Below are 26,960 nucleotides of genomic sequence, written 5' to 3' on the forward strand. Positions count from 1 at the left end.
ATGTTAGTACTTCATGATTAAATATAACATTTCTAACTAAATGATGACATTTATATATTTTTAAAAATAAAATTTAATTATGAAAGATTTGGAAATTCTTGTTGTCTTAAAGCTTCATAAATTAATAGTGCAGCCGTATTAGATAAATTTAATGATCTAATTTTATCGCTCATTGGTATTCTTAAAGCGGTATCAGCATATTTCTCTTTTACCCAATCAGGAAGCCCAGTTGTTTCTCTTCCAAAAATAAAATAATGATTCTCTATTGTATTAGAAAAATCAAAATCGCTATAAGTTTGTTTGCCAAATTTAGTTAACAAGTAATAATTACCTTTAGTGCTATCAAAAAATTCTTCAATGCTTTCATGATATGTAATATTTACATGCTCCCAGTAGTCTAACCCAGCTCTTTTTAACATTTTATCATCTGTACTAAAACCTAAGGGTTTAATAAGATGTAAATGTGTGAAAGTACCAGCACATGTTCTAGCTATATTTCCAGTATTAGCAGGTATCTCTGGTTGAAATAATACAATATGATTTGTCATATTTAGTCTCTCCTCATGTCCAAGCCTTTTTTCATTTCTACTTGAACTTCCTCTATTTCTTTTTCATAATTTTCATTAATAAAAGCCTTTGCGTCTTCACCTTGAATTTGACCTATAGCCCAATAAGCTGTACCTCTAATCATAGGTCTAGGATCATTAAGTGCAACTTCTTTTAGTTCTGGTATGGCACTTTCCTCGTTAAAATGCGCTAAAGCTAGAATTGCGTTTCTTTGTATAGGTTTTTTACCTCGCCACGCTCCAGCCAAATGACCATAAGTGTTCTTAAACTCTTTATTACTCATTTGCAATAAAGGAACTAAACGTGGTTTTAGGATTTCCGGTTCAAGTACTATATCATCATGTTGAGTATTAATACCTCTATTTTTAGGACACACTTGTTGACATGTGTCACAACCATATAAACGATTTCCTATTTTATAACGGTATTCATCTTGTAGATAACCTTTTGTTTGGGTTAAAAAGCTTATACATTTTTGACTATTCAACTGACCATTACCTACTAATGCACCCGTAGGACAACGATCAACGCAGATTGTACAGTCTCCACAACTGTCTAAAATAGGATCATCTGGTTCGAAAGGTATACTCACTAACATTTCACCTAAATAAGTCCAAGTCCCCAATTCTGGAGAAATAACAAATCCATTTCTACCAACAAATCCTAATCCTGCGCGTTCTGCTACAGCTCTGTCTGAAAGTACACCAGTGTCTACCATAGACTGTATCTCGACATCGGGTACCTTTTCTCGTAGAAATTCACTTAATTTATCAAGTCTTTTACGCATAATTGTATGATAATCTTGACCCCAAGAAGCTCGCGCAAACATGCCACGTCGATCACCTCTTACACTTTTAGGTGCACCTTTTAATTTATTTGGGTAACCTACAGCGATTGCGATAATGGAACGCGCACTTGGTAAACTTAGTTTAGGTTCAGTTCTTAGAGCGATGTCTGATTCTTCAAATCCAGATGCAAAACCTTTTGAATGATAGCTTTCCAATTTTTGTTTTAGCTCATCAAATGGATCTGCAGTTGTGAAACCTATACTATCAATGCCAATCGAATGGGCATAGTCGATAATCTCTCTTTTTAACTGCTTGTAATCCACAAGCTTTGCCCCCTCATATAAAATTACATATGTCATTTTAACACATGTTTAAATAGGATAACGTTGTGAGTTTTTATTTTTCTAAAAAAAAGATAGAACTGAAATCAATGACATAGTGAAAGATTTCTACGTTCTATCTTAATTTAAATATCAGCTTATTATAATACACGAGATAAGAAATTTTGAGTTCTTTCTTGTTGAGGATGTTCAAAAATTGCTGTTGGCTTACCTGATTCCACTACAACGCCTTCTGCCATAAAAATCACTTTATCACTAACTTCTTTAGCAAAGTTCATTTCATGCGTAACAATTACCATCGTCATTCCATCTTTAGCTAAATCTCTCATTACTTTTAATACATCTCCTACAACCTCCGGGTCTAACGCAGATGTAGGCTCATCAAATAATAAAACATCTGGTTTCATAGCTAATGCCCTAGCGATGGCAACCCTTTGTTTCTGTCCTCCAGATAATTGATTAGGGTATGCATCTGCTTTATCCTTTAAACCTACCTTATCTAATAAAGCTAAAGCGGTATCTTTTAACTGCTCTTTATCCCCTTTAAGCAACATCTTAGGTGCTAACATAATATTATCTATCACTTTTTTATGAGGAAATAAATTGAAGTTTTGAAATACCATCCCCATTTTTTGACGTAATTCATCTAAATGAACATTTTTATGAGTTAAATCATTACCTTCAAAAATAACTTGTCCTTTCGTAGGTGTTTCAAGTAAATTCATACAACGTAACAGCGTACTTTTACCACTACCTGAAGGACCTATAATAGCAACTACTTCTCCTTGAGAAACTTCTAGATTAATATCTTTAAGAACTTCATGATTTCCAAACTTTTTGTTCAAATTTTTAATTTTAATCACTAGCTTTCATTCTCCCTTCAACTAAACTCATGATGCGTGATAATGCAAACGTTAAAATAAAGTATAGAACTGCAGCAACGATTAAAGGTGTAAAAGGATCGAATGAAATACCTTGAACAACTTGAGCATTAAACATAATTTCGCCTACACCAATAGTTGAAACAATCGATGATTCTTTAATAAGCGTAACAAATTCATTTCCTAAAGCTGGTAAAATATTTTTAATCGCTTGAGGCATAATGACCGACTTCATAGTTTGAATGTAGTTTAAACCTAAACTTCTTGCTGCCTCCATCTGACCTTTGTCCACAGCATTGATACCTGCTCTAATAATTTCTGCTATGTAAGCTGATGAATTTATGATAAGTGCTATTGTTCCACATATAAGTGCGGAAACATCTAAGCCAAGTGCTGCTGTGGTACCAAAGAACACAATAAATACTTGTACTAACATTGGTGTTTCTCTTAAGAATTCAATATAAATACTTGCTAACCAAGATAATGGTTTAAATTTATTTATTTTCAATAATGCGATAAAAGCACCTAGTATAGAACCTAAAATAACGCCTACTAATGAAATTAAAATAGTGTTTTTAATCCCTTTAATAAAGAAACTTCCATATTTTGTGAAGAAATTCCCATCATCTTGCATATCCTGAGCAGCTTGATTCATATACTTATCAATAAGTTTTTTATTGTTTACTTCATCAATAGTTTGATTTAAATGCTTTAGTAAAATTGGCGAATTTTTGGGAACTGCTATACATGTAGGTTTCTTTTCTTCATTAAATTTTACATCAGCGAATTCTAATTCAGGATTTTGTTTTAAATACGCTTCTCCTACTGGTTTTTCAACAATTGTTCCTACAACTTTACCACTTTTAAGAGCTAAAATTGACTCAGGTAATCGATTTAGAGAGGATACTTGACTATCTTTTATTTCATTATGAGCTATTTTCTCTTGATCAGTTCCTTTTTGAGCAGCAATTTTCTTACCTGTGAAATCTTTCAAATCTTTATATTTATTTTTATCTGATTTTTTAACTAACATTACATTATTTGTCATCATATACGGCTCGGTAAAATCTACTTCCTTTTTTCTTTCCGGTGTTGTAGTCATACCAGATATAATGACATCAATTTTTCCAGTTTTTAATGCCCCTAATAAACTATCGAATTGCATATTAATAATTTTTAACTTCAAATGATTATCTTTGGCTATTTTCTTCGCTAGCTCAATATCGACACCTGCATAATCAGTTTTACCATTTTTTATTTTTTCAAATTCTAAAGGTGCATAATCAGCAGATAATCCAACACGAAGTTCACCACGTTGTTTAATCTTGTTCCAATTAGAATCTTCTTCAGCACTAGCAATTGGATTTATATATGTAATTGCAGAGCCTAAAAGTAGTGTAATGACTATAAGAATTTTAATAATTTTGTACATACTTTATGAGCCCTCCTAAATAAATATACATTATTATACATAATTACTTATAATAATGCAATTTAATTTTGAAGAAAGATAAAAAAATAAGCAATGTTTCAATAGATACTACCATGAAACATCGCTCTCATGCATATAATAATTTATTCTTTTGGTATTTCGAATTTATAGATTTCATCGCTATATGAATGAATAAATCTTTTGCATAAATGATGTATAATAAACGCACCAATAAATGGAACAACAAAATAACCAATTATCAATAAAATAATATTGAAAGACGTATCACCAGACATTCGATTAAGCGCATTAATCGGTCCAACTAGACCTGTATAACCAAAACCAGCTGACAATGGTGTCCCCTTAATATTTAAAAGATACGCTACTATACCACAAATAATCCCATTTAGTGTTAAGGGAATAGCAATAATTAAGTTCTTCAAATAGACAGGTATCATCATTTTAGCTGCACCAATTAATAGGACCAAATTGACACCGATTGAATTGACTCTTAGTGATCCAAATAAAAACGTTACACATGCTGCAACAATACCCATATTCGCAGCACCACTACCTAAACCAGTTAAACTTATAGCAGTAGCTATCGCTACGAGAGAAATAGGTGTAACCATCAATAAAGAAAATGTCACACATATAAGGATAGACATTAATAATGGGTTTAATTCTGTAAAACCATTAATGAGTCTACCAATAGATTTAGTAATGATTTGAACATATGGGAGTGTCATTAATCCTATCGCTCCACTAACTACGGGTACTAATACCGGTAGTATAATCATTTCAAATGAACCAAGTTTACCCTCAAGAAACATATAAATGGCACAAGCGATAACGACCACAATAATGACATTAATAATATCTCCTATCCCTTTTAAAGCTATGCCACCATTACTAAACTGTATAGCTCCAGAACCTAATATAGCAGAAGTTCCTATCATTGCAGCTCCTGCTCCTTTAAATTTAAATTGATGCGCCGCTAACACACCTATTATAAAAGCCATAAATGATTGAATAACAGTTACTAATTGGAATATAGTTTCTAATAAGTGATTTCCTTCTTTAAATAACTTGAGCAATTCACCTAATAATGCATTAGGTAATAGAGCAACAACTACCCCCGCCCCTACAGCATTTAATATATTATTAAAAAATGATTTTCCACTAAATTGAGATTGACTCATGATGTACCTCCAACAATTGCATTAGATTAATAGTATTATAGATAAGTATGATTAACAATAACTAAATTTAGAAAAAGTAAAAATTTAAGGGTGTTTTAGTATTTTTTTATTTTTCAGGTTAATATCTTCTTTAACACATTAAGTTCTGATAATCATATTCGTATTTATTATAGTATTAAAAAAAAGAGTGAAAACGTTGATTTAACAACATTCTCACTCTAAAAGTTCCTAAAAGAATATAAAATTATACCGGTGGTCGGGATCGAACCGACACTCCAAAAAGGAACGGGATTTTGAGTCCCGCGCGTCTGCCAATTCCGCCACACCGGCTCAATAGATAAATAAAAAACTTCCCTCTGGAAGCATATTATGGAGCGGAAGATAGGACTTACACCTATACCTCGTTCCGGGAAGGAACGTGTTCTAAAAGTTGAACTACTCCCGCTTAATATTAAATTATATGGAGCGGAAGATAGGATTTGCACCTATATCTCATTCCGGGAAGGAATGTGTTCTAAGAGTTGAACTACTCCCGCATATAAAAATTAATGGAGCGGAAGATAGGACTTACACCTATACCTCGTTCCGGGAAGGAACGTGTTCTAAGAGTTGAACTACTCCCGCATGATATAAATTAATGGAGCGGAAGATAGGACTTGCACCTATATCTCATTCCGGGAAGGAATGTGTTCTAAAAGTTGAACTACTCCCGCTTAATCCTGGAGGCGGCAACCGGATTTGAACCGGTGATAAAGGTTTTGCAGACCTCTGCCTTACCACTTGGCTATGCCGCCAATAACTGGGCTAGCTGGATTCGAACCAGCGCGTGACGGAGTCAAAGTCCGTTGCCTTACCGCTTGGCTATAGCCCATTAATAATAAGGGCGGTTGAAGGGAATCGAACCCTCGAATGTCGGAACCACAATCCGATGCGTTAACCACTTCGCCACAACCGCCATGGCAGGGGCAGTAGGAATCGAACCCACATCAAAGGTTTTGGAGACCTCTATTCTACCGTTGAACTATGCCCCTATTTAGATGGTGGAGGGGGGCAGATTCGAACTGCCGAACCCGAAGGAGCGGATTTACAGTCCGCCGCGTTTAGCCACTTCGCTACCCCTCCAAGAGATGGTGCCGGCCAGAGGACTTGAACCCCCAACCTACTGATTACAAGTCAGTTGCTCTACCAATTGAGCTAGGCCGGCGTGCTAAATGGTTCAGGACAGAGTCGAACTGCCGACACATGGAGCTTCAATCCATTGCTCTACCAACTGAGCTACTGAACCATAATAAATATATCGTAATGGCGGTCTCGACGGGAATCGAACCCGCGATCTCCTGCGTGACAGGCAGGCGTGTTAACCGCTACACTACGAGACCTATAAAGAAAATATTGCGGGAGGCGGATTTGAACCACCGACCTTCGGGTTATGAGCCCGACGAGCTACCGAACTGCTCCATCCCGCGATAATAATAATGGCGGAGGAAGAGGGATTCGAACCCCCGCGGCCCGTTAAGGCCCTGTCGGTTTTCAAGACCGATCCCTTCAGCCGGACTTGGGTATTCCTCCATTATTTATAGGTAAATCGCTATTAAATTAATTAAAAATGGCGGTCCCGACGGGAATCGAACCCGCGATCTCCTGCGTGACAGGCAGGCGTGTTAACCGCTACACTACGGGACCATTTATAAAACGGAGGAAGAGGGATTCGAACCCCCGCGAGCCGTTAAGCTCCTGTCGGTTTTCAAGACCGATCCCTTCAGCCGGACTTGGGTATTCCTCCAAAATTATATGGACCTTGCAGGACTCGAACCTGCGACCGAACGGTTATGAGCCGTTAGCTCTAACCAACTGAGCTAAAGGTCCTAAATATAATTCTACAACTAATAAGTAGTGGCGGTGGAGGGGATCGAACCCCCGACCTCACGGGTATGAACCGTACGCTCTAGCCAGCTGAGCTACACCGCCGTTATGTAGTTTGTAAATTAATAATGGTGGAGACTAGCGGGATCGAACCGCTGACCTCCTGCGTGCAAAGCAGGCGCTCTCCCAGCTGAGCTAAGCCCCCAAAATTAATATGTACTATCGGGAAGACAGGATTCGAACCTACGACCCCTTGGTCCCAAACCAAGTGCTCTACCAAGCTGAGCTACTTCCCGTAGAATAAGCGCGCCCGATAGGAGTCGAACCCATAACCTTTTGATCCGTAGTCAAACGCTCTATCCAGTTGAGCTACGGGCGCATACAATATAAAAGATGGTGCCGAGGACCGGAATCGAACCGGTACGGTGATCTCTCACCGCAGGATTTTAAGTCCTGTGCGTCTGCCAGTTCCGCCACCCCGGCACAGTTATAATGGAGCGGAAGACGGGATTCGAACCCGCGACCCCCACCTTGGCAAGGTGGTGTTCTACCACTGAACTACTTCCGCATATGCGGGTGAAGGGAGTCGAACCCCCACGCCGTGAAGGCGCTAGATCCTAAGTCTAGTGCGTCTGCCAATTCCGCCACACCCGCGTATCTAATGGTGAGCCATAGAGGATTCGAACCTCTGACCCTCTGATTAAAAGTCAGATGCTCTACCAACTGAGCTAATGGCTCTATAGATGGTGCCGGCCAGAGGACTTGAACCCCCAACCTACTGATTACAAGTCAGTTGCTCTACCAATTGAGCTAGGCCGGCAAATTTAATTGTTATAAATGGTGGAGAATGACGGGTTCGAACCGCCGACCCTCTGCTTGTAAGGCAGATGCTCTCCCAGCTGAGCTAATTCTCCAAGTATATATTGCCTGGCAACGTCCTACTCTAGCGGGACGTAAGCCCGACTACCATCGGCGCTAAGGAGCTTAACTTCTGTGTTCGGCATGGGAACAGGTGTGACCTCCTTGCCATTGTCACCAGACAAATGAATGTGTTATACATTCAAAACTAGATAGTAAGTAATGATTTTGCGTCGCAAAACATTTTAATATTGATTAAGTCTTCGATCGATTAGTATTCGTCAGCTCCACGTGTCGCCACGCTTCCACCTCGAACCTATTAACCTCGTCATCTTCGAGGGATCTTATAACCGAAGTTGGGAAATCTCATCTTGAGGGGGGCTTCATGCTTAGATGCTTTCAGCACTTATCCCGTCCATACATAGCTACCCAGCTATGCCGTTGGCACGACAACTGGTACACCAGAGGTATGTCCATCCCGGTCCTCTCGTACTAAGGACAGCTCCTCTCAAATTTCCTACGCCCACGACGGATAGGGACCGAACTGTCTCACGACGTTCTGAACCCAGCTCGCGTACCGCTTTAATGGGCGAACAGCCCAACCCTTGGGACCGACTACAGCCCCAGGATGCGATGAGCCGACATCGAGGTGCCAAACCTCCCCGTCGATGTGAACTCTTGGGGGAGATAAGCCTGTTATCCCCGGGGTAGCTTTTATCCGTTGAGCGATGGCCCTTCCATGCGGAACCACCGGATCACTAAGTCCGTCTTTCGACCCTGCTCGACTTGTAGGTCTCGCAGTCAAGCTCCCTTATGCCTTTACACTCTATGAATGATTTCCAACCATTCTGAGGGAACCTTTGAGCGCCTCCGTTACCTTTTAGGAGGCGACCGCCCCAGTCAAACTGCCCGCCTGACACTGTCTCCCACCACGATAAGTGGTGCGGGTTAGAAAGCCAACACAGCTAGGGTAGTATCCCACCAACGCCTCCACGTAAGCTAGCGCTCACGTTTCAAAGGCTCCTACCTATCCTGTACAAGCTGTGCCGAATTTCAATATCAGGCTACAGTAAAGCTCCACGGGGTCTTTCCGTCCTGTCGCGGGTAACCTGCATCTTCACAGGTACTATGATTTCACCGAGTCTCTCGTTGAGACAGTGCCCAAATCGTTACGCCTTTCGTGCGGGTCGGAACTTACCCGACAAGGAATTTCGCTACCTTAGGACCGTTATAGTTACGGCCGCCGTTTACTGGGGCTTCGATTCGTAGCTTCGCAGAAGCTAACCACTCCTCTTAACCTTCCAGCACCGGGCAGGCGTCAGCCCCTATACATCACCTTACGGTTTAGCAGAGACCTGTGTTTTTGATAAACAGTCGCTTGGGCCTATTCACTGCGGCTCTTCTGGGCTTGCACCCTAAAGAGCACCCCTTCTCCCGAAGTTACGGGGTCATTTTGCCGAGTTCCTTAACGAGAGTTCGCTCGCTCACCTTAGAATTCTCATCTTGACTACCTGTGTCGGTTTGCGGTACGGGCACCTGTTATCTATCTAGAGGCTTTTCTCGGCAGTGTGAAATCAACGACTCGAGGAAACAATTTCCTCTCCCCATCACAGCTCAGCCTAACGAGTGCCGGATTTGCCTAACACTCAGCCTTACTGCTTGGACGTGCACTCCAACAGCACGCTTCGCCTATCCTACTGCGTCCCCCCATCGATTAAAACGATATTAGGTGGTACAGGAATATCAACCTGTTATCCATCGCCTACGCCTGTCGGCCTCAGCTTAGGACCCGACTAACCCAGAGCGGACGAGCCTTCCTCTGGAAACCTTAGTCAATCGGTGGACGGGATTCTCACCCGTCTTTCGCTACTCACACCGGCATTCTCACTTCTAAGCGCTCCACATGTCCTTGCGATCATGCTTCAACGCCCTTAGAACGCTCTCCTACCATTGTCCAAAGGACAATCCACAGCTTCGGTAATATGTTTAGCCCCGGTACATTTTCGGCGCAGTGTCACTCGACTAGTGAGCTATTACGCACTCTTTAAATGATGGCTGCTTCTAAGCCAACATCCTAGTTGTCTGGGCAACGCCACATCCTTTTCCACTTAACATATATTTTGGGACCTTAGCTGGTGGTCTGGGCTGTTTCCCTTTCGAACACGGACCTTATCACCCATGTTCTGACTCCCAAGTTAAATTAATTGGCATTCGGAGTTTGTCTGAATTCGGTAACCCGAGAGGGGCCCCTCGTCCAAACAGTGCTCTACCTCCAATAATCATCACTTGAGGCTAGCCCTAAAGCTATTTCGGAGAGAACCAGCTATCTCCAAGTTCGATTGGAATTTCTCCGCTACCCTCAGTTCATCCGCTCACTTTTCAACGTAAGTCGGTTCGGTCCTCCATTCAGTGTTACCTGAACTTCAACCTGACCAAGGGTAGATCACCTGGTTTCGGGTCTACGACCAAATACTCAACGCCCTATTCAGACTCGCTTTCGCTACGGCTCCACATTCGCTGCTTAACCTTGCATCAGATCGTAACTCGCCGGTTCATTCTACAAAAGGCACGCCATCACCCATAAACGGGCTCTGACTACTTGTAAGCACACGGTTTCAAGTTCTCTTTCACTCCCCTTCCGGGGTACTTTTCACCTTTCCCTCACGGTACTGGTTCACTATCGGTCACTAGAGAGTATTTAGCCTTAGGAGATGGTCCTCCTAGATTCCGACGGAATTTCACGTGCTCCGTCGTACTCAGGATCCACTCAAGAGAGAATATGTTTTCGACTACAGGATTATTACCTTCTTTGATTCATCTTTCCAGATGATTCGTCTAACATGTTCTTTTGTAACTCCGTATAGAGTGTCCTACAACCCCAACAAGCAAGCTTGTTGGTTTGGGCTCTTCCCGTTTCGCTCGCCGCTACTCAGGGAATCGATTTTTCTTTCTCTTCCTCCGGGTACTAAGATGTTTCAGTTCTCCGGGTCTGCCTTCTGACATGCTATGAATTCACATGTCGATAACATGACATAACTCATGTTGGGTTCCCCCATTCGGAAATCTCTGGATCAACGCTTACTTACAGCTACCCAAAGCATATCGTCGTTAGTAACGTCCTTCTTCGGCTTCTAGTGCCAAGGCATCCACCGTGCGCCCTTAATAACTTAATCTGTGTTTCCACCATACTTTTAGTCAATCGCTTTCATATCGCTTCGTTTCATTAATTTAAATGCTCATTTACATAAGTAAACTGCGCTTAAAATTAAATCAACTCATTATCTGAAAAACGATTTCTTTAAAAGTCAAAGTTGAAAACCTGTTATTAATCTTGTGAGTGTTCTTTCGAACACTAGCGATTATTTTTATGAATTCAAGCTTATTTAAAACTCTATTCACTCGGTTTTGCTTGGTAAAATCTATTTACTTACTTATCTAGTTTTCAATGTACAATATATCATGGTGGAGACTAGCGGGATCGAACCGCTGACCTCCTGCGTGCAAAGCAGGCGCTCTCCCAGCTGAGCTAAGCCCCCAAAACGAATATTAACTTAAATGGTGGGCCTAAGTGGACTCGAACCACCGACCTCACGCTTATCAGGCGTGCGCTCTAACCAGCTGAGCTATAGGCCCATTATTAAAATGAATGAATGTTAATAAACATTCAAAACTGAATACAATATGTCACGTTATTCCTTTTCATCTTCGAAGAAGATGTTCCGAATATATCCTTAGAAAGGAGGTGATCCAGCCGCACCTTCCGATACGGCTACCTTGTTACGACTTCACCCCAATCATTTGTCCCACCTTCGACGGCTAGCTCCAAATGGTTACTCCACCGGCTTCGGGTGTTACAAACTCTCGTGGTGTGACGGGCGGTGTGTACAAGACCCGGGAACGTATTCACCGTAGCATGCTGATCTACGATTACTAGCGATTCCAGCTTCATGTAGTCGAGTTGCAGACTACAATCCGAACTGAGAACAACTTTATGGGATTTGCTTGACCTCGCGGTTTCGCTGCCCTTTGTATTGTCCATTGTAGCACGTGTGTAGCCCAAATCATAAGGGGCATGATGATTTGACGTCATCCCCACCTTCCTCCGGTTTGTCACCGGCAGTCAACTTAGAGTGCCCAACTTAATGATGGCAACTAAGCTTAAGGGTTGCGCTCGTTGCGGGACTTAACCCAACATCTCACGACACGAGCTGACGACAACCATGCACCACCTGTCACTTTGTCCCCCGAAGGGGAAACTTCTATCTCTAGAAGGGTCAAAGGATGTCAAGATTTGGTAAGGTTCTTCGCGTTGCTTCGAATTAAACCACATGCTCCACCGCTTGTGCGGGTCCCCGTCAATTCCTTTGAGTTTCAACCTTGCGGTCGTACTCCCCAGGCGGAGTGCTTAATGCGTTAGCTGCAGCACTAAGGGGCGGAAACCCCCTAACACTTAGCACTCATCGTTTACGGCGTGGACTACCAGGGTATCTAATCCTGTTTGATCCCCACGCTTTCGCACATCAGCGTCAGTTACAGACCAGAAAGTCGCCTTCGCCACTGGTGTTCCTCCATATCTCTGCGCATTTCACCGCTACACATGGAATTCCACTTTCCTCTTCTGCACTCAAGTTTTCCAGTTTCCAATGACCCTCCACGGTTGAGCCGTGGGCTTTCACATCAGACTTAAAAAACCGCCTACGCGCGCTTTACGCCCAATAATTCCGGATAACGCTTGCCACCTACGTATTACCGCGGCTGCTGGCACGTAGTTAGCCGTGGCTTTCTGATTAGGTACCGTCAAGACGTGCACAGTTACTTACACGTTTGTTCTTCCCTAATAACAGAGTTTTACGATCCGAAGACCTTCATCACTCACGCGGCGTTGCTCCGTCAGGCTTTCGCCCATTGCGGAAGATTCCCTACTGCTGCCTCCCGTAGGAGTCTGGACCGTGTCTCAGTTCCAGTGTGGCCGATCACCCTCTCAGGTCGGCTACGCATCGTTGCCTTGGTAAGCCGTTACCTTACCAACTAGCTAATGCGGCGCGGATCCATCTATAAGTGACAGCAAGACCGTCTTTCACTGTTGAACCATGCGGTTCAACATGTTATCCGGTATTAGCTCCGGTTTCCCGAAGTTATCCCAGTCTTATAGGTAGGTTATCCACGTGTTACTCACCCGTCCGCCGCTAACGTCAGAGGAGCAAGCTCCTCGTCTGTTCGCTCGACTTGCATGTATTAGGCACGCCGCCAGCGTTCATCCTGAGCCAGGATCAAACTCTCCATAAAAAATTATGATGTTTGATTAGCTCATAAATACTAAATAGTTTGTAACGTTTCGTTACGTTTATTGGAATTAACGTTGACATATTGTCATTCAGTTTTCAATGTTCATTTAACACTTACAATACATTATTGTATCGAAATCAACTTAAACTGTCAAGAATTAAATTCATTAATTTATTTCTTGTTTGTAGTTGATTAATTCAACAAATAATATCTTATAATGTTTCGCAAGAAAGTTCAATAGTCAAAATTACACTTTATTAACATTATCTTAAAGTTTTTTACTTCAAGTTTTCAATTAATTAATCTGTTTTTGACGACTTTTATATAATATCAAGTTAGCTCAATAACGTCAATTACTTTCAAAGAGTTTTTAAGTTTAAAATTACTTTATCTGTGAATAAGTTTCTTGATTAAGAATAATTAGATTTAATAGTGTAATTCGCTCTTAAGATCATTATTCAATCAAAGATATCCTAATAAATAGAAAAACTTACAAATTTGCACCTAATTAATTCATAAAAAATAAGGTAGCAACCTTTAAAGGCTACTACCTTAATCTTTTAAGCTTTTAATTATTTTCGTTTTCTTTACATTCCTTACATACTCCGTATATTTCCATTCGATGATGAGTGATATCAAAATCTGTAACATGTTGAGCTAAATGTTCAACCTCATCAAGTTGAGGATAATGGAAGTCTACGATTTTACCACATTTTTCGCAAATAACGTGATAGTGATTATGTGTATTGAAATCAAATCGACTTGATGCGTCACCATACGTTAATTCTTTTACTATACCAATATCTTTAAATACTCTTAGATTATTGTAGATAGTTGCAACACTTATATTAGGAAAATCAGGTGAAAGTGCTTGGTAAATCTCATCCGCTGTAGGATGTGAATGTGAAGAAATGAGATAACGTATAATTGCTTGTCTTTGAGGCGTAATACGTATTCCTGCTTTTCTTAAAGACGCAATTGATTCTTCAAGTTCATGTTCAATTGACTCTAAATCCGCACTCATTGAATTCACCATCTTTCTAGTTAATAATAATTATTACTTAATATTAATATAACTGTTGAAGATTATAAATGTCAATAAGTACATGATGTTTTCAACTAATACCCTTTATTTGGGTCTACTTCATTCTCAATTACCTTGTTCTTATTGAGAAAATGAGTTAAGTTCTTTTCAAATATTGCTGTTACATCACGATTTATATTTTTATCATTACCAGTAATATGTGCAGTAATCGTAACATTATCTAAATTATATAGAGGGTTATCACTTGATAGAGGTTCATTTTCAAAGACATCTAAATATGCATGTCTAATCAAACGATTTCGTAAAACTTCTATAATAAGTTCTTCTTTAACAATCGTACCTCTACCTATATTAATGAATAGTGCTTCGTCTTTCATTTCCTCAAAATGGTGTTTTTTAAGTAGATGTATAGTTTCTTGGGTTTCTGGGAGTGAATTAACTATCACATCACCTTCCGCTAATACATCATCCATTTCTTCTATAGTATAAGTATAATCAAAGTAATCTTTCATATGTCCTGATTTACTTACACCGATAACTTTCATTCCAAATGCTTGAGCTAAATATGCAGTCTTTTGGGCAATTGCACCTGTACCTAAAAATAAAAGTGTTTTACCGTTAACTCTCTCACCCGTTAACTTTGAGTCATACTTATGCGCACGTTGATTTTCATAAGATGTTCTCATTTTCTTATAATCATCTAATATAAACGTCATTATAAATTCTGATAGTTGTTTTGCTTGGACACCTCTGCCATTTGTTAAAATAATGCCCCTATCATTAATATAATCTAGTGGGAGATTATTGACTCCAGTAGCATACCATGCAATCCATTTTAAGTTTTTACACTCTTCTAAAAATGCTTGATCTATATCGCCATCATAACCAATTAAAATATCTAGTGATTCTCTATCTTCAGTTGGAATAAATTGAGCTTTTTTATAAAATTTAAATTCCTGTTCAGGAAATTGTTTTATCAACTGTTCCTCTAAATCTTTTAATCTTCTTAGACTTACGATTTTCAATATACTCACTCCAAGATATTTTTTAATTCTTCTATTTGAGTTTTAACTTTAACTTTTTCTATTACGTCAATAATATACCCATTTTCATCGATTACAAATGTAGTTCTAACGATCCCCATACTCTCTTTACCAAAAGATTTTTTTAATTGATATACCCCCACTTCATCAGCAAGTTTATAATCTTCATCTACAAGTAAGTCAAAGTTGAGTTGATGTTTTTCAATAAAGTTTTGATGTTTCTTTTTAGAATCTCCACTAATTCCATAAACATCTACATCTAAATCATTAAATTCAGATAAGTTATCTCTAAAGTCGCATGCTTCAGTTGTGCAAGTTGGTGTATTGTCTCTAGGATAAAAATATAATATTGCCTTACGCCCTTTTAATGTCTCATTTGTAACTACTTCTCCGTCTTGATTCTCCAATGAAAATGATGGAAACTTTTCGCCTTTGGCTAACATATGCTCACCCATTTCTTAATAATGTTGATTTTATGATACGATATTAAATGAAAATATTAAATTAAAAGAGGTTGATAGATATGAATTTTACTGAAAGCGAACGTCTTCAGAAACTCTCTAATGAATATATACTAGGTGGCGTTAATTCACCTTCTCGTTCATATAAAGCTGTAGGTGGTGGTGCACCTGTAATGATGAAGGAAGGTCATGGTGCTTATTTATATGATGTAGATGGTAATAAATTCATCGATTACTTACAGGCGTATGGTCCAATAATTACCGGACATGCGCATCCACATATTACAGAGGCAATTCAAGATCAAGCTGCCAAAGGAGTGTTATATGGTACTCCTACTGAACTTGAAATTGATTTTGCTAAGAAGTTAAGAGATGCCATTCCTTCATTAGAAAAGATACGTTTTGTTAATTCAGGTACAGAAGCTGTTATGACAACAATTAGAGTGGCACGTGCCTATACTAAAAGAAATAAAATTATTAAATTTGCAGGATCTTATCATGGACATTCTGATTTAGTTTTAGTTGCTGCAGGGAGTGGCCCTTCACAATTAGGTTCTCCAGATTCTGCTGGGGTGCCTCAAAGTGTGGCACAAGAAGTGATTACTGTACCATTTAATGATATTGATTCATATAGAGAAGCAATTGATTATTGGGGCGATGAAATCGCAGGCGTACTCGTCGAACCCATTGTAGGTAACTTTGGTATGGTTATGCCTCAACCTGGATTCTTAGAAGAAGTTAATAAAATCTCACATGATAACGGAACTTTAGTCATTTATGATGAAGTTATTACAGCTTTCCGTTTCCATTATGGGGCAGCACAAGATTTATTAGGAGTAAAACCAGACTTAACTGCTTTTGGTAAAATAGTTGGTGGCGGTTTACCAATCGGTGGCTATGGTGGTCGACAAGACATCATGGAACATGTCGCTCCATTAGGTCCAGCATATCAAGCTGGTACAATGGCAGGTAATCCATTATCAATGAGAGCAGGAATTGCTTTACTAGAAGTTTTAGAACAAGATGGTGTTTATGAAAAGTTAGACAAATTAGGAAAACGTCTTGAGGATGGATTACTTAAGTTAATCGATAAACACAACATTACAGCTACTATAAATAGAATATATGGCTCTATGACGTTATATTTCACGGATGAAAAAATTACTCACTATGAACAAGTAGAAAATTCTGATGGCGAAGCTTTCGCGAAGTTCTTCAAGTTAATGTTAAATCAAGGTATCAATTTAGCACCATCTAAATTTGAAGCATGGTTCCTAACTACTGAGCATACCGAAGAAGATATTGATAAAACTATAGAAGCTGCTGACTATTCATTTAGCCAAATGAAAAATAATTAAGACTTAACCCCCTACCATTATAGGTGGGGGTATTTTTATTAGAAAAAGATTAACCAGCTAATAGGCAAATCTTTTTATGTATAAGCTTGAAAAATTTAGCGTCTCGGTGTATAACATTAATGAATGAGAGTATGTATTAATATATTTAAATTATAAATCAAAGGAGCGTTATATTTGAGACTAGGAGCTCGGATTTTCAAGACTGGTATAGCAATTATATTAGCTATGTCTATCGCTTCTTTACTTCCAGATAATATCGGCTTAAAGGCACTTGCTGGTGTCAGTGCTGTCGTAGCGATGCAACCAAGCGTTTATCGTTCAATTAAAACAGTATCTGAACAAGCGATTGGTAATATTATAGGTGCTCTACTCGCCGTTACTATGGTAACTATTTTTAGTGATAACTTCATAATAATGGGCGTAACGGTTATATTGTTAATTGCGATTTTGTTTAAATTTAACCTAGCTCATGTTGCTACATTAGCAAGTGTGACGGCTTTAATCATTATGGGTCAACATACAGGTTCCTTCTATGTAGCAGCATTCTTCAGATTCGCTCTTGTTATGATAGGTGTTTTAAGTTCCTCAATAGTCAATTTAATCTTCTTACCTCCTAAATTTGAAACCAAAATCTATTATAATTCTGTAAATATTTCTTCAGATATTTTTGTATGGTTCAAACTTGTGCTTAATGATACTTCAGAATTTCATAATATTAAGCAGGATGGTGATCAACTTAATTCACGTATCAATAAATTAGAGCAAATCTACAATTATTATCATGAAGAGAAACCTTTGACTAAAAAACATATTTATCAGCAGAATAGAAAGAAGATATTATTTAAAGAAGTAGTAGGAACGACAAGACAGGCTTACGAAGTACTCAACCGTATGTCACGTTACCAAAATGACTTACATCAACTTAATAATCAACTATTATTACAAATTAAATTAGAACTTGATTCGTTAGTAGCAGTTCATGAACAAATCTATAAGAGCCTTTCTAAAAAAGCGAGATACGATGTTACAAAACTTGATTACGAAGTAGACAACCCACTAAAGAAAAACTTAATGGACGCATTTCAACAAGAGTTAATTCAAAATCCTTACCAAACGCAATACTCTTATGCAAATGTAATGCAAATTATAGCTGCTATTGAGGAATATAGATATCACTTAGAACATCTCGATAGAATTCGATTAAGCTTCTTTAAATATCATAATTCAGATTCAGACATCGACATTTCTGATGAGGACTTTGATTTGTAACTAAAAATGCACCACCTTTACTCACATTAACTATAGTAAAGGTGGTGCTTTATCATTTTTAAGATATTTAATTATTATTGATTCAAACAGTTTATAAATTTTGAATACTATATAAATGTTCGTACGCACCTTGTTTCTGGATCAACTCTTGATGTGTACCTGTTTCAACAATCTGACCATTTTCCATAACCACTATTTTATCTGCATGCGTAATTGTAGACAGCCTGTGAGCTACAATTAAAGTTGTTCTATCTTTACTTAATACATCCAACGCCTCTTGTATAATAGCTTCACTTTCTAAATCTAACGCACTGGTTGCTTCATCTAAAATAAGTATCGGTGGATTATTTAAGAATATACGTGCAATTGAAAGACGTTGCTTTTGTCCTCCAGAAAGTTTCACGCCTCGCTCTCCGACTTCAGTGTCATAGCCTTCAGGTAAATTCATAATAAAGTCATGCGCGTTTGCCATCTTGGCCGCTTCAACTATCTCGTCATCCGTTGCATCAGGTCTACCTAGTAAAATATTTTCTTTCACAGTGTCTGAAAATAAGATATTATCTTGTTGAACGAGACCAATTTGATTTCTTAAACTACCTGTTAAGAAATCTTTCACATTATTGCCATCAACTAAAATTTCACCTGACGTAACGTCATAAAATCGTGGAATTAAACTAATTAAAGTTGATTTTCCACCACCACTCATACCAACAAAAGCTACAGTTTCGCCCTTATTAATTGTTAAATTAATATCATGCAAAACTTCTAATTCATTATCATTATATTTAAAGCTGACATTCTTCAAATCGATTTGCCCTTTTTTAATTTCAATAGGTTGCGCACCGATACCATTCTTAATGTCATAATCTTCATCCATAAGTTGGAAAACTCTGTCCATCGAAGCAAAGCTTTGAGTTAATGTAGTAAATGAAGAAACAAGTCTTCTTAAAGGTCCAAATAATTGTTCTAAGTACCCTACAAATGCTGCAAGTGTACCTACAGTAATAGCACCATTAATAACTAAGTATGCGCCAACGCCTATTACAATAATTGGCCCTAAGTCTGTTACAGTGTTTATTGCTGCAAATGAATAGGCATTCCAACGTGTATGTTGAAAGGCGCGCTTTAAAAAATGACTATTACGGTGATCAAAATTTTGAGCTTCATTATCTTCTATAGCGAAACTTTTAATCACTGACATACCCTGAACTCGTTCATGCAAGAAACCTTGAACTTCAGCAAGTGCTTGAGAACGTACACGTGTCAATTGTCTCAATCTTCCGAAGAAGAAATAAACCGTTAAAATATAGAATGGGAAAATGAAAATAGCTGCAATAGTTAATTTAACATCTAAAAAGAACATAATAGATAAAGCGATGATAATAGTAACGCAGTCTAACCAAATATTCATTAACCCTGTAAGTATAAAGTCTTTTGTTTGTTCTACGTCATTAATAACGCGAGAAATCACCTGTCCAACTTGGTTATTTGCGTAGAAACGTGCACTTAAAGCTTGTAAATGATTATATAGTTGTTTACGGATATCATATAAAATTTTGTTACTTGTCCATTGAGCTAAATATTGTCTGATATATTCAATAGGCGGACGTACTATTACAAATATAAATAGAGCAATGCCAATTGCGATTGCAAGATGACTAAACTTTTCACTATTTGATAGTGAGTGGTTATTAATTACTCCATCTATAGCGTATTTAATCAATAACGGTATTAACATAGGTATACCAAATTTAATAATACCCACGATAATAGTTGCAATAATACGATATCTATATGGTTTGACGAATTTTAAATATCGTTTAATCATGCGCTTTTACCCCCCGTGATAAACGCAATTTATTTTTAAAAAATGAACAGAGGTTGAATACATTTCATTCGCTTACTTTATACTCATAAGCACTGTCATGATAATGTTTCAACCTCTGATATTAAAATACAATACGAGACTTCAATATAATGTTGTAAATCTTAAAGATGTTAAACTCATTGAACTACAAGATTGTAATACATTTAAATCATGATTCTTATAATCATTCGACACTTTTAATAATATAAAGCAAAGAATCATGTATTACATCTTTTTTGCTTAATAATCTCTAATCTTTTTATAACGCTCTTTCCACACTTTAATAAAATCTGGAGCGAACGGTCCTTTCTTCTGCTCAATCCATTGCTGTAAGATGTCGACATTTCTTCTCAAAATAACGTCAATATCATGAGGATAGTTCATTTGGTTCATATGTAGTTCATACTCATCTTCATCGAGTAAGTGATACTTACCATTAGGATAAACTTTAATATCTAAATCATAATCGATATATTTTAGCGCTTCTTCATCGGACACGAAAGGTGATGATAAATTACAGTAATAATAAATCCCATCTTCTCTAAACATACAAATAACATTAAACCAATACTCCGAATGAAAATAGACAATAGCTGGTTCTCTTGTAATCCATGTGCGACCGTCACTTTCAGTTACTAACGTATGATCATTCCCACCTATAATCACATGGTCAGTCCCTTTTAGAATTGTCGTTTCAGACCAAACACGATGTATATTGCCATCATGTTTATAACTTTGAATTTTAATCGTTTCTCCTTCTTTAGGTATGGACTCTTTAACCATACTCCACACCACCTTTATTATTTTTAGCCATTTAGATTATATCATACTTTGATACACTTGCTTAATAAATAAAGGTACTACATTAAGCGCTGTATTAAGCTCTTATCCAATAATAAAACGGTATATTTTGTCCATTGATACAGGAAATGTATGATTATCCCTGTTATCTAAATTAAACCAAATCATGTTTGAGGGGAGTTCATTCTCCGAGAGATTTATAGATGTAGGTACACTATAAACTTTAATATTCCAAGTCATATGGGTAAACTGATGACGTATTTCAAAGATGGGCTCTTCTATAGTTTCGACTTTAACTCCTAATTCTTGAGTTAATAAATTATCAGCTACACTTGCTTCCCTCATAGGAAATTGCCACATTCCGTTCAACAATTTTTCTTGTCGTTTTTCAAGTAGATATTGTCCATTATTATTTCTAATAAGAAATACTTTTTGATTAATTGTTTTCTTTTTAATATTTTTAGTTTTAATTGGAAGATCTTCAGTCGTCCCTTCATGAAAAGCCTTACAATTATCTTGCACTGGGCAAAATAAACATAAAGGAGATTTCGGTGTACAAATGAGTGCACCTAATTCCATCATAGCTTGATTAAATGTCCCTGAATCATCTTGAACATATGGATTTAACTCTTCCTCAAACGCTTTACGTGTCGATTGTAATTTCGTATCACGATAATCATTGTTCAATCGAGACCATACTCGGAAAACATTACCATCAACAGTTGCTAAAGGTTGGTTAAACGCTATACTCATCACTGCTGCTTGTGTATAAGGACCCACTCCTTTTAATTTTTTGAAAAGATCTGGATCAGACGGGACTTCTCCACCATATTGAGATTCAACTTCTTTAACAGCTGTATGAAAATTACGAGCGCGACTATAATAACCTAGGCCTTCCCAATATTTAAGCACTTCGTCCTCATGTGCTTCGCTTAAAGCTGCTATTGTAGGAAATCGATTAACAAACCTATGATAATAGTCAATAACCGTGTTAACTTGCGTCTGTTGCAACATTACTTCACTAAGCCATATGTAATATGGATTAGTTGTTTCTCGCCAAGGCATTTCACGCTGATTTTTGTTAAACCACTCCACAATTCTCTTTTTAAAAGATTCCTCTTGATACATGCCATTTGTCCTTTCTACTTTTTCGATTGTGATGCATCTCAAATAAATCTCCACTTTCAAAAGATTCGTCAATTGAAGTAAGTTGATTTTGTTATAGCGACTTTTAGATTATAATATATATTAAATAAAGATGAAAAGAGTGAGCATTTATGGATACAGCCACACATATAGTTATGGGTGTAGGTCTCACTGCATTAGCAACACAAGATCCCGTCATGGCAGGTTCATTTGCAGCAACTGCAACCACTCTTGTTGCTGGTTCATTAATACCTGACGGTGATACTGTTTTAAAACTAAAAGATAATGCGACCTATATTTCTCATCATAGAGGAATTACCCATTCCATACCTTTCACTATTTTATGGCCAATTTTGATAACCTTTTTAATATTCGTTATTTTTAACAACACTAATCCACTACATGTTTGGCTATGGGCTCAACTTGCAGTATTTTTACATGTGTTTGTGGATATATTTAATTCTTACGGTACCCAAGCACTTAGACCCATAACCAATAAGTGGATTCAGTTAAGTGTCATTAGTACATTTGACCCTATTATTTTCACTCTTTTATGTATTGGTGTATTACTTTGGGTTTTAGGCATACATCCGTATTTCGCATTCTTCCCTATCGTAGCAATACTAGTGATTTATTATGTAATACGTTTTATGATGCAATCATCAATAAAAAAAGAAGCGTTAACTCAAATTGAAAATTCTCATAATCCTGTAAAAGTGTTTGTAGCTCCGACAATGAAATTTCATGTTTGGCGTGTGGCAATTCAAACCGATAAACATGATTATGTTGGAACTGCTCGGTGGAAAGATGTAGAATTTACTGATAAGGTAAAACGTCAAGCTATGACGCCTGATTCGTTACTTTGGAAGGTCAAAGGTAATAAAGATATATTTACTTTTTTAAATTTTTCATCCATTTATCGTTGGCAAACCACACTTTTAGAAGATGGTACAACAGAAATTCGATTAATGGATTTAAGATACCTTAATAATGGACGTTATTCATTTGTTGCAATTGCACATTTAACTCACGACAATGAAATCGACCACTCTTACATCGGTTGGGTATTTAGCGAAGACAAACTACAACGCAAACTATTTTCACAATAACATATAAAGAAACCAAGGCACCCCTTTCTCCAATTAATGATAAGGGGTGCCTTGGTCTTTATCTAACTATATATCAATAACTAAGTACAGTGCTATTCAATTTTACCATTCATTTCATTATCTTCACTAGCATTTTCATTATTGTTAAATACACCATCATGTTCTAATTTCTTGCCATTATCATCACTCAGATGTGTTAAATCATTTTCAAGGTGAGTGTCATTTAAACTATCATATTTATCAAAAGCGATATAGCGAACTAATGCATAGTTAATCACACACATTAATGCTAAAAAGAGAATAAAGTAAATATGATATGGAATGTTATTCATACTTACTGCACCGAATATAATAGACTGTGCACTACCATGAACAAGATAATAAACGGGATTTAACATTAAAATATGATCTACTATCGATAAGTGCGTTTTAGGAATGAATAAAATTGGAACTATAAAGAAACAAATCGCACTCATTATAAAATAAATTGTGTCGAAACGTTTGAGTATAAATTTCAATAAACCAAAAGTAACAGCAATAACACCGATAAAGATACTAGTCATAATCAAATAATAAATTAGCGACAATAAAGATGTCTCAAAGTTAATTGGCTTTAAGAACGCAATAATTAAACCAATAATCAACATGTCTACAAATGCCAATAGTGCAATTACTATAGTAGGCGTTACTGATGAAATATGGAATGATTTCATTACCATATAATCTTTTCTATAAAACTTATAACTTAAGTATACAGAAAGTATAATGTGACCAAATACAATTAACGATGTCACTCTAAATAACCATCTTCCTTGAGCAATATCCGTATTGTGATTTATATCAAAAATGCCCTCTAAACCTAATACTAAGATAATCCCTATTACAAGGCTCACAGCAAACCATTTCCAAATTTTCTTTAACCTACGAACACAATAAGTGATAAGATGTGGCAAGTTTTTAAAGTATAGTATTATATTATCTATCATTTTCACACCTACAATTCAATATATATCCATTTGTCATCTTTCATATCAGCAATAAAATAGCCACTACCTGATTTCGTAATCCAAACATCTTTTTTAATGTTAAATTTTTTCTTTAAGTCAGTTTTATGTTCCATTGGAATTACAAAGCCTGTTAACGTATCATTGTCTCCAAAAATCATATTTAGTGGTTGTTGTGTAATAGAAACTACATAACGATTATCTTTTTCTGGGACCAATGTTTTAGTCACTTTGTTATGCTTTTGATGTAAATGACTATTGAAGTATTCATAATATGTACTATAGTTTGTTTTAATGTATGGCATTAACGTTTTAAAACTATGTGATTCATATAAACCTGCAGGATTAAAATTGAATAATTCATTTTTGCCTACTGTATATATTTTATGATCCATTTCTACTCTATATTTTTTACTATTTTCACCAGTAATCGTAGCCACGCCATATTTAGGTAGAGTCGAATCTTGTGTACCACTCAATGTGGTTGAACCATCTAAAGCAATACCGTAAGTGAGTTTATCTTCATATGGATCTTTATTTTGATTTTGAATTGAAGCTTGAGTGTAATTTTCAGAAACATGAACCCTTCCTAAATCATTGAAAAGCAATATGCCCATTAACGTAAGTCCGATTAAGAAACTTGCAAACAGGGTTAATATTCTCACTAAAAACACTGGTGGTTTAGCGTGATTATAGCGCTCTATTCTCTTAAAGTTATAAGTCATCTCAGGCATACGTGTACGACTCTTTTTCCAATCTAAATCAAAATTTTCTTGTTGCGATTTTGAATCTAAACTTTTACGGTCTTTTTCATGTTCTTTAAAAATAGGTAAAACTTGATTAAGTGAGCCTTCCTTTCTAATTTGCCCGTGAGAAACCCACGTAATATAGTTAGTCGTTTCGCTAATTTTATCAATATCGTTATCTATTAAAACGAGTGTACTATTTTTCTTTATGTAATCATCTGATAATTCAATCGCTCTTTTGAAAAACACATCATCTAAATGCGAGAGTACATGACTCAATATAATAATTTTATTTTGACAAGAACGGGCGATACTGAGAAGTAATTGCGCATATTCAGCTTCTGTTAGATTAGAAATACTGTTTTCACCTTGCTCAGCTAAATGAGCCCAGTGGATAATTTGTTCAACCTTATGACTACTCGCTTTGTAGGGAAATAGTTGCACCATATCGTCAACATATTCTTGTACAGATTGGTGTGCTACTTTCCGGTCTTCCATATCACCGTAAAACAGATTCTCTGTTCGGGAAACCTTACCTTTATCAGGCTTAACCGTTCCACTTAAGATTCTGCCTATTAGCGTTTTAGAAGAACCCGGCTCACCAATTATTCCTAATGATTCACCTTGATATATATGTAAAGAAATATTATTTAAATTAATATCTTCTGCACCATAACCAAAAGGTAGGTACCATTTCTTTGCTCGTTTATTCCTATAATAATGCGTTACTTTTAGTAACCTTAAAACAATTGAACTTCCCATTGATTATACATCCTTCTAAATTTTTAATAATGCTAATGGTAGACCTTCTTCTGGTTCGCTACTTTTTATTCTGAAGCCCCAAGCAAAGACGCCTTTTAATCTCTCTACTTTAAAGTATTGTTCGCTGCCATCGTTCAATTTGTAAATTTTTCCAATTTCAACTTTATTACGATCAACCAGATAGCTTTCTGCAATGATGACTTTACTTTGGTACACATCGTATTCATTCATAATTCCATTCATTTCAGCTTTACGCATTTTCTCTTTGTATGTTTGAATTTCATGTCTTAATTCTTGTTCAGACATCTCACTCAATTTCTTCTGTACCATCTGTTATACCACTTTCTTCTAATTTTGATTTAATTTTATCATACTTATAACCTTTTCTCATAAGCGCTTCAATGGTTTTCATCATCAATTTTTGACCATCATATTTTCTACAATTTTTATTATAGACTTTCTCTAAATCACGTTGCAATAAATTATCTAAGGTCTCTTCATCTTGCGAAAAATTCAATTCATTCATCGTCGCTTGAATCGTCTCAATCGTGAAGCCTTTTTGCATTAAAGCTTGTGAAACCTTTTGTTTTACTTTAACCATAGGACCTTTTTTCGTCTTCATGACTTTGTTCCCCACTTTTATTACATCTTCAAGTGGTTGTTGTTCTTCATATAAAGCCGTATAATGATCGATAATCTTTGGCTCAATACCCAATTGATATAATTTCTGTTTATATATTTCAGGCCCTTTATCTGACGTTCGAATCATCGTATTCTTTAAACTTTCTGCATAATCTTCATGATCAATAAATTTTTCTCTATAACAATAATCTATTACCTGTTCGATTGCATTTTGTGAAACATCATTTTTTTCCAAATATTGACGTACTTCTTTTTCCGTGCGTTTTTTAAATGATAAATACTGAATCGCCATATTTACTCCACGACGATAGTGGTCATATTTTTGAATTTGTTCCATATCTTGAGGCTCTAACATTTGATCTTTCTTCAAGTTGAATTTAACAAGCGTATCTATATCAATCCCCATTTCGAACTCTCCATCGAGATAAAGATTGAATCGCTCTTTATTCTTCTTTTGAACCTCAAGCTTCGTTATCTTTGGCATATCTC

The 26,960-nt window shown here is 37.0% G+C and carries 18 protein-coding genes, 30 tRNA genes and 3 rRNA genes; 3 read left to right on the forward strand and 48 right to left on the reverse strand.

The genetic code is table 11. The annotated features are described in order from the left end of the window. Window positions 1-77: 77 nt before the first annotated feature. The 41 genes from trmL to bcp all read right to left on the reverse strand — a co-directional run bounded on the left by trmL (window position 78) and on the right by bcp (window position 15,749). Window positions 78-548 carry a tRNA (uridine(34)/cytosine(34)/5-carboxymethylaminomethyluridine(34)-2'-O)-methyltransferase TrmL gene (gene trmL / locus MHI13_RS17210; protein WP_047796440.1) on the reverse strand — a complete coding sequence of 157 codons (471 nt, stop codon included), beginning with the start codon at window positions 546-548 and terminating at the stop codon, window positions 78-80. Between the two features lie 2 nt (window positions 549-550). Continuing rightward, window positions 551-1,714, reverse strand: coding sequence for a tRNA epoxyqueuosine(34) reductase QueG (queG, locus tag MHI13_RS17215; RefSeq protein WP_103157074.1), 1,164 nt, complete (start codon window positions 1,712-1,714; stop codon window positions 551-553). A gap of 122 nt (window positions 1,715-1,836) precedes the next feature. After that, on the reverse strand, window positions 1,837-2,559 hold the full coding sequence (locus tag MHI13_RS17220; protein WP_064210609.1) for an amino acid ABC transporter ATP-binding protein: 723 nt from the start codon (window positions 2,557-2,559) through the stop codon (window positions 1,837-1,839). After that, the gene (locus MHI13_RS17225) at window positions 2,552-4,009 is read right to left on the reverse strand and encodes an ABC transporter substrate-binding protein/permease (RefSeq protein ID WP_340761666.1); all 1,458 of its coding nucleotides are present in this window, start codon (window positions 4,007-4,009) and stop codon (window positions 2,552-2,554) included. The genes MHI13_RS17220 and MHI13_RS17225 overlap by 8 nt, the downstream gene beginning before the upstream one ends. Before the next feature lie 143 nt (window positions 4,010-4,152). Further along, complete coding sequence (locus MHI13_RS17230; protein ID WP_002434721.1) at window positions 4,153-5,211, reverse strand: PTS transporter subunit IIC; 1,059 nt, start codon at window positions 5,209-5,211, stop codon at window positions 4,153-4,155. A 247-nt stretch (window positions 5,212-5,458) separates the two neighbouring features. After that, window positions 5,459-5,541, reverse strand: a tRNA-Leu gene (locus MHI13_RS17235). Between the two features lie 40 nt (window positions 5,542-5,581). Next, a tRNA-Gly gene (locus tag MHI13_RS17240) sits at window positions 5,582-5,656 on the reverse strand. 16 nt (window positions 5,657-5,672) lie between these two features. Continuing rightward, window positions 5,673-5,747 (reverse strand) — tRNA-Gly (locus tag MHI13_RS17245). 13 nt (window positions 5,748-5,760) lie between these two features. Continuing rightward, window positions 5,761-5,835: transfer RNA gene (locus tag MHI13_RS17250), tRNA-Gly, on the reverse strand. Window positions 5,836-5,849: 14 nt separating this feature from the next. After that, window positions 5,850-5,924, reverse strand: a tRNA-Gly gene (locus MHI13_RS17255). 7 nt (window positions 5,925-5,931) lie between these two features. After that, window positions 5,932-6,005, reverse strand: a tRNA-Cys gene (locus MHI13_RS17260). Window positions 6,006-6,010: 5 nt separating this feature from the next. Further along, window positions 6,011-6,082: transfer RNA gene (locus MHI13_RS17265), tRNA-Gln, on the reverse strand. A gap of 11 nt (window positions 6,083-6,093) precedes the next feature. After that, window positions 6,094-6,166: transfer RNA gene (locus tag MHI13_RS17270), tRNA-His, on the reverse strand. 2 nt (window positions 6,167-6,168) lie between these two features. Continuing rightward, a tRNA-Trp gene (locus tag MHI13_RS17275) sits at window positions 6,169-6,242 on the reverse strand. A gap of 7 nt (window positions 6,243-6,249) precedes the next feature. Further along, window positions 6,250-6,333: transfer RNA gene (locus tag MHI13_RS17280), tRNA-Tyr, on the reverse strand. A gap of 6 nt (window positions 6,334-6,339) precedes the next feature. Next, window positions 6,340-6,415, reverse strand: a tRNA-Thr gene (locus MHI13_RS17285). 8 nt (window positions 6,416-6,423) lie between these two features. Then, window positions 6,424-6,496 (reverse strand) — tRNA-Phe (locus tag MHI13_RS17290). Between the two features lie 18 nt (window positions 6,497-6,514). Further along, window positions 6,515-6,590, reverse strand: a tRNA-Asp gene (locus MHI13_RS17295). Between the two features lie 13 nt (window positions 6,591-6,603). After that, a tRNA-Met gene (locus MHI13_RS17300) sits at window positions 6,604-6,677 on the reverse strand. A gap of 10 nt (window positions 6,678-6,687) precedes the next feature. Then, window positions 6,688-6,780 (reverse strand) — tRNA-Ser (locus MHI13_RS17305). A gap of 38 nt (window positions 6,781-6,818) precedes the next feature. Next, window positions 6,819-6,894 (reverse strand) — tRNA-Asp (locus MHI13_RS17310). 10 nt (window positions 6,895-6,904) lie between these two features. Further along, window positions 6,905-6,994 (reverse strand) — tRNA-Ser (locus MHI13_RS17315). A 9-nt stretch (window positions 6,995-7,003) separates the two neighbouring features. After that, a tRNA-Ile gene (locus MHI13_RS17320) sits at window positions 7,004-7,077 on the reverse strand. Window positions 7,078-7,105: 28 nt separating this feature from the next. Further along, a tRNA-Met gene (locus MHI13_RS17325) sits at window positions 7,106-7,179 on the reverse strand. Between the two features lie 24 nt (window positions 7,180-7,203). Then, window positions 7,204-7,279: transfer RNA gene (locus tag MHI13_RS17330), tRNA-Ala, on the reverse strand. Between the two features lie 17 nt (window positions 7,280-7,296). Beyond that, a tRNA-Pro gene (locus MHI13_RS17335) sits at window positions 7,297-7,370 on the reverse strand. Between the two features lie 9 nt (window positions 7,371-7,379). Then, window positions 7,380-7,453: transfer RNA gene (locus MHI13_RS17340), tRNA-Arg, on the reverse strand. Window positions 7,454-7,468: 15 nt separating this feature from the next. Next, window positions 7,469-7,557, reverse strand: a tRNA-Leu gene (locus MHI13_RS17345). Between the two features lie 10 nt (window positions 7,558-7,567). Beyond that, a tRNA-Gly gene (locus MHI13_RS17350) sits at window positions 7,568-7,642 on the reverse strand. Between the two features lie 3 nt (window positions 7,643-7,645). Then, a tRNA-Leu gene (locus MHI13_RS17355) sits at window positions 7,646-7,728 on the reverse strand. Window positions 7,729-7,736: 8 nt separating this feature from the next. Then, window positions 7,737-7,812, reverse strand: a tRNA-Lys gene (locus tag MHI13_RS17360). Window positions 7,813-7,818: 6 nt separating this feature from the next. Further along, window positions 7,819-7,894: transfer RNA gene (locus tag MHI13_RS17365), tRNA-Thr, on the reverse strand. Between the two features lie 18 nt (window positions 7,895-7,912). After that, window positions 7,913-7,988 (reverse strand) — tRNA-Val (locus tag MHI13_RS17370). A gap of 11 nt (window positions 7,989-7,999) precedes the next feature. Next, window positions 8,000-8,114, reverse strand: a 5S ribosomal RNA gene (gene rrf / locus MHI13_RS17375). Between the two features lie 69 nt (window positions 8,115-8,183). After that, window positions 8,184-11,105, reverse strand: a 23S ribosomal RNA gene (locus tag MHI13_RS17380). Window positions 11,106-11,392: 287 nt separating this feature from the next. Next, window positions 11,393-11,468: transfer RNA gene (locus tag MHI13_RS17385), tRNA-Ala, on the reverse strand. A gap of 20 nt (window positions 11,469-11,488) precedes the next feature. Then, window positions 11,489-11,565 (reverse strand) — tRNA-Ile (locus MHI13_RS17390). A gap of 102 nt (window positions 11,566-11,667) precedes the next feature. Further along, window positions 11,668-13,218, reverse strand: a 16S ribosomal RNA gene (locus tag MHI13_RS17395). The 16S, 23S and 5S rRNA genes sit together here with 30 tRNA genes alongside, the layout of an rRNA operon. Before the next feature lie 568 nt (window positions 13,219-13,786). Next, window positions 13,787-14,242, reverse strand: a complete 456-nt coding sequence (gene perR, locus MHI13_RS17400; RefSeq protein ID WP_002435887.1) for a peroxide-responsive transcriptional repressor PerR — start codon at window positions 14,240-14,242, stop codon at window positions 13,787-13,789. 95 nt (window positions 14,243-14,337) lie between these two features. Then, the gene (locus tag MHI13_RS17405; protein ID WP_064210677.1) at window positions 14,338-15,288 is read right to left on the reverse strand and encodes a phosphoglycerate dehydrogenase; all 951 of its coding nucleotides are present in this window, start codon (window positions 15,286-15,288) and stop codon (window positions 14,338-14,340) included. 5 nt (window positions 15,289-15,293) lie between these two features. Continuing rightward, a complete protein-coding gene (gene bcp, locus MHI13_RS17410) occupies window positions 15,294-15,749 on the reverse strand; it encodes a thioredoxin-dependent thiol peroxidase (protein ID WP_064210678.1) in 456 nt (151 codons plus the stop codon). Window positions 15,750-15,829: 80 nt separating this feature from the next. On the opposite strand from bcp, the gene MHI13_RS17415 reads away from it, so the two are divergent. Together MHI13_RS17415 and MHI13_RS17420 are read left to right on the forward strand one after the other, a co-directional pair. Continuing rightward, window positions 15,830-17,125, forward strand: coding sequence for a glutamate-1-semialdehyde 2,1-aminomutase (locus MHI13_RS17415; RefSeq protein ID WP_064210679.1), 1,296 nt, complete (start codon window positions 15,830-15,832; stop codon window positions 17,123-17,125). Between the two features lie 174 nt (window positions 17,126-17,299). After that, window positions 17,300-18,394 (forward strand): FUSC family protein, encoded by a 1,095-nt coding sequence (locus MHI13_RS17420; protein WP_002435931.1) that lies wholly within the window; start codon window positions 17,300-17,302, stop codon window positions 18,392-18,394. A 91-nt stretch (window positions 18,395-18,485) separates the two neighbouring features. Here the strand turns inward: MHI13_RS17420 and MHI13_RS17425 are convergent, their stop codons facing one another. From MHI13_RS17425 to mutY, 3 genes are all read right to left on the reverse strand, one after another. Then, entirely contained in the window at window positions 18,486-20,222 is a 1,737-nt protein-coding gene (locus MHI13_RS17425) for an ABC transporter ATP-binding protein (protein WP_002435897.1), read from the reverse strand. A 279-nt stretch (window positions 20,223-20,501) separates the two neighbouring features. Further along, a complete protein-coding gene (ntdP, locus tag MHI13_RS17430) occupies window positions 20,502-21,044 on the reverse strand; it encodes a nucleoside tri-diphosphate phosphatase (protein WP_002435932.1) in 543 nt (180 codons plus the stop codon). A 102-nt stretch (window positions 21,045-21,146) separates the two neighbouring features. Further along, on the reverse strand, window positions 21,147-22,190 hold the full coding sequence (gene mutY / locus MHI13_RS17435; protein WP_064210710.1) for an A/G-specific adenine glycosylase: 1,044 nt from the start codon (window positions 22,188-22,190) through the stop codon (window positions 21,147-21,149). A 149-nt stretch (window positions 22,191-22,339) separates the two neighbouring features. On the opposite strand from mutY, the gene MHI13_RS17440 reads away from it, so the two are divergent. Next, window positions 22,340-23,317: a metal-dependent hydrolase gene (locus tag MHI13_RS17440; protein ID WP_064210680.1), complete on the forward strand. Its 978-nt coding sequence runs from the start codon at window positions 22,340-22,342 to the stop codon at window positions 23,315-23,317. Between the two features lie 92 nt (window positions 23,318-23,409). On the opposite strand, the gene MHI13_RS17445 is transcribed toward MHI13_RS17440, so the two are convergent. The 4 genes from MHI13_RS17445 to recX are packed head-to-tail and all read right to left on the reverse strand — an operon-like array spanning window position 23,410 to window position 26,955. Continuing rightward, window positions 23,410-24,303 carry a hypothetical protein gene (locus MHI13_RS17445; protein WP_064210681.1) on the reverse strand — a complete coding sequence of 298 codons (894 nt, stop codon included), beginning with the start codon at window positions 24,301-24,303 and terminating at the stop codon, window positions 23,410-23,412. Between the two features lie 8 nt (window positions 24,304-24,311). Continuing rightward, the gene (locus MHI13_RS17450; RefSeq protein ID WP_064210682.1) at window positions 24,312-25,829 is read right to left on the reverse strand and encodes an ATP-binding cassette domain-containing protein; all 1,518 of its coding nucleotides are present in this window, start codon (window positions 25,827-25,829) and stop codon (window positions 24,312-24,314) included. Between the two features lie 15 nt (window positions 25,830-25,844). Further along, entirely contained in the window at window positions 25,845-26,159 is a 315-nt protein-coding gene (locus MHI13_RS17455) for a YfhH family protein (RefSeq protein ID WP_002445497.1), read from the reverse strand. After that, the gene (recX, locus tag MHI13_RS17460; RefSeq protein WP_064210683.1) at window positions 26,137-26,955 is read right to left on the reverse strand and encodes a recombination regulator RecX; all 819 of its coding nucleotides are present in this window, start codon (window positions 26,953-26,955) and stop codon (window positions 26,137-26,139) included. The genes MHI13_RS17455 and recX overlap by 23 nt, the downstream gene beginning before the upstream one ends. Window positions 26,956-26,960 lie beyond the last annotated feature (5 nt).

This window comes from Staphylococcus sp. FSL K6-0223, assembly GCF_038008285.1.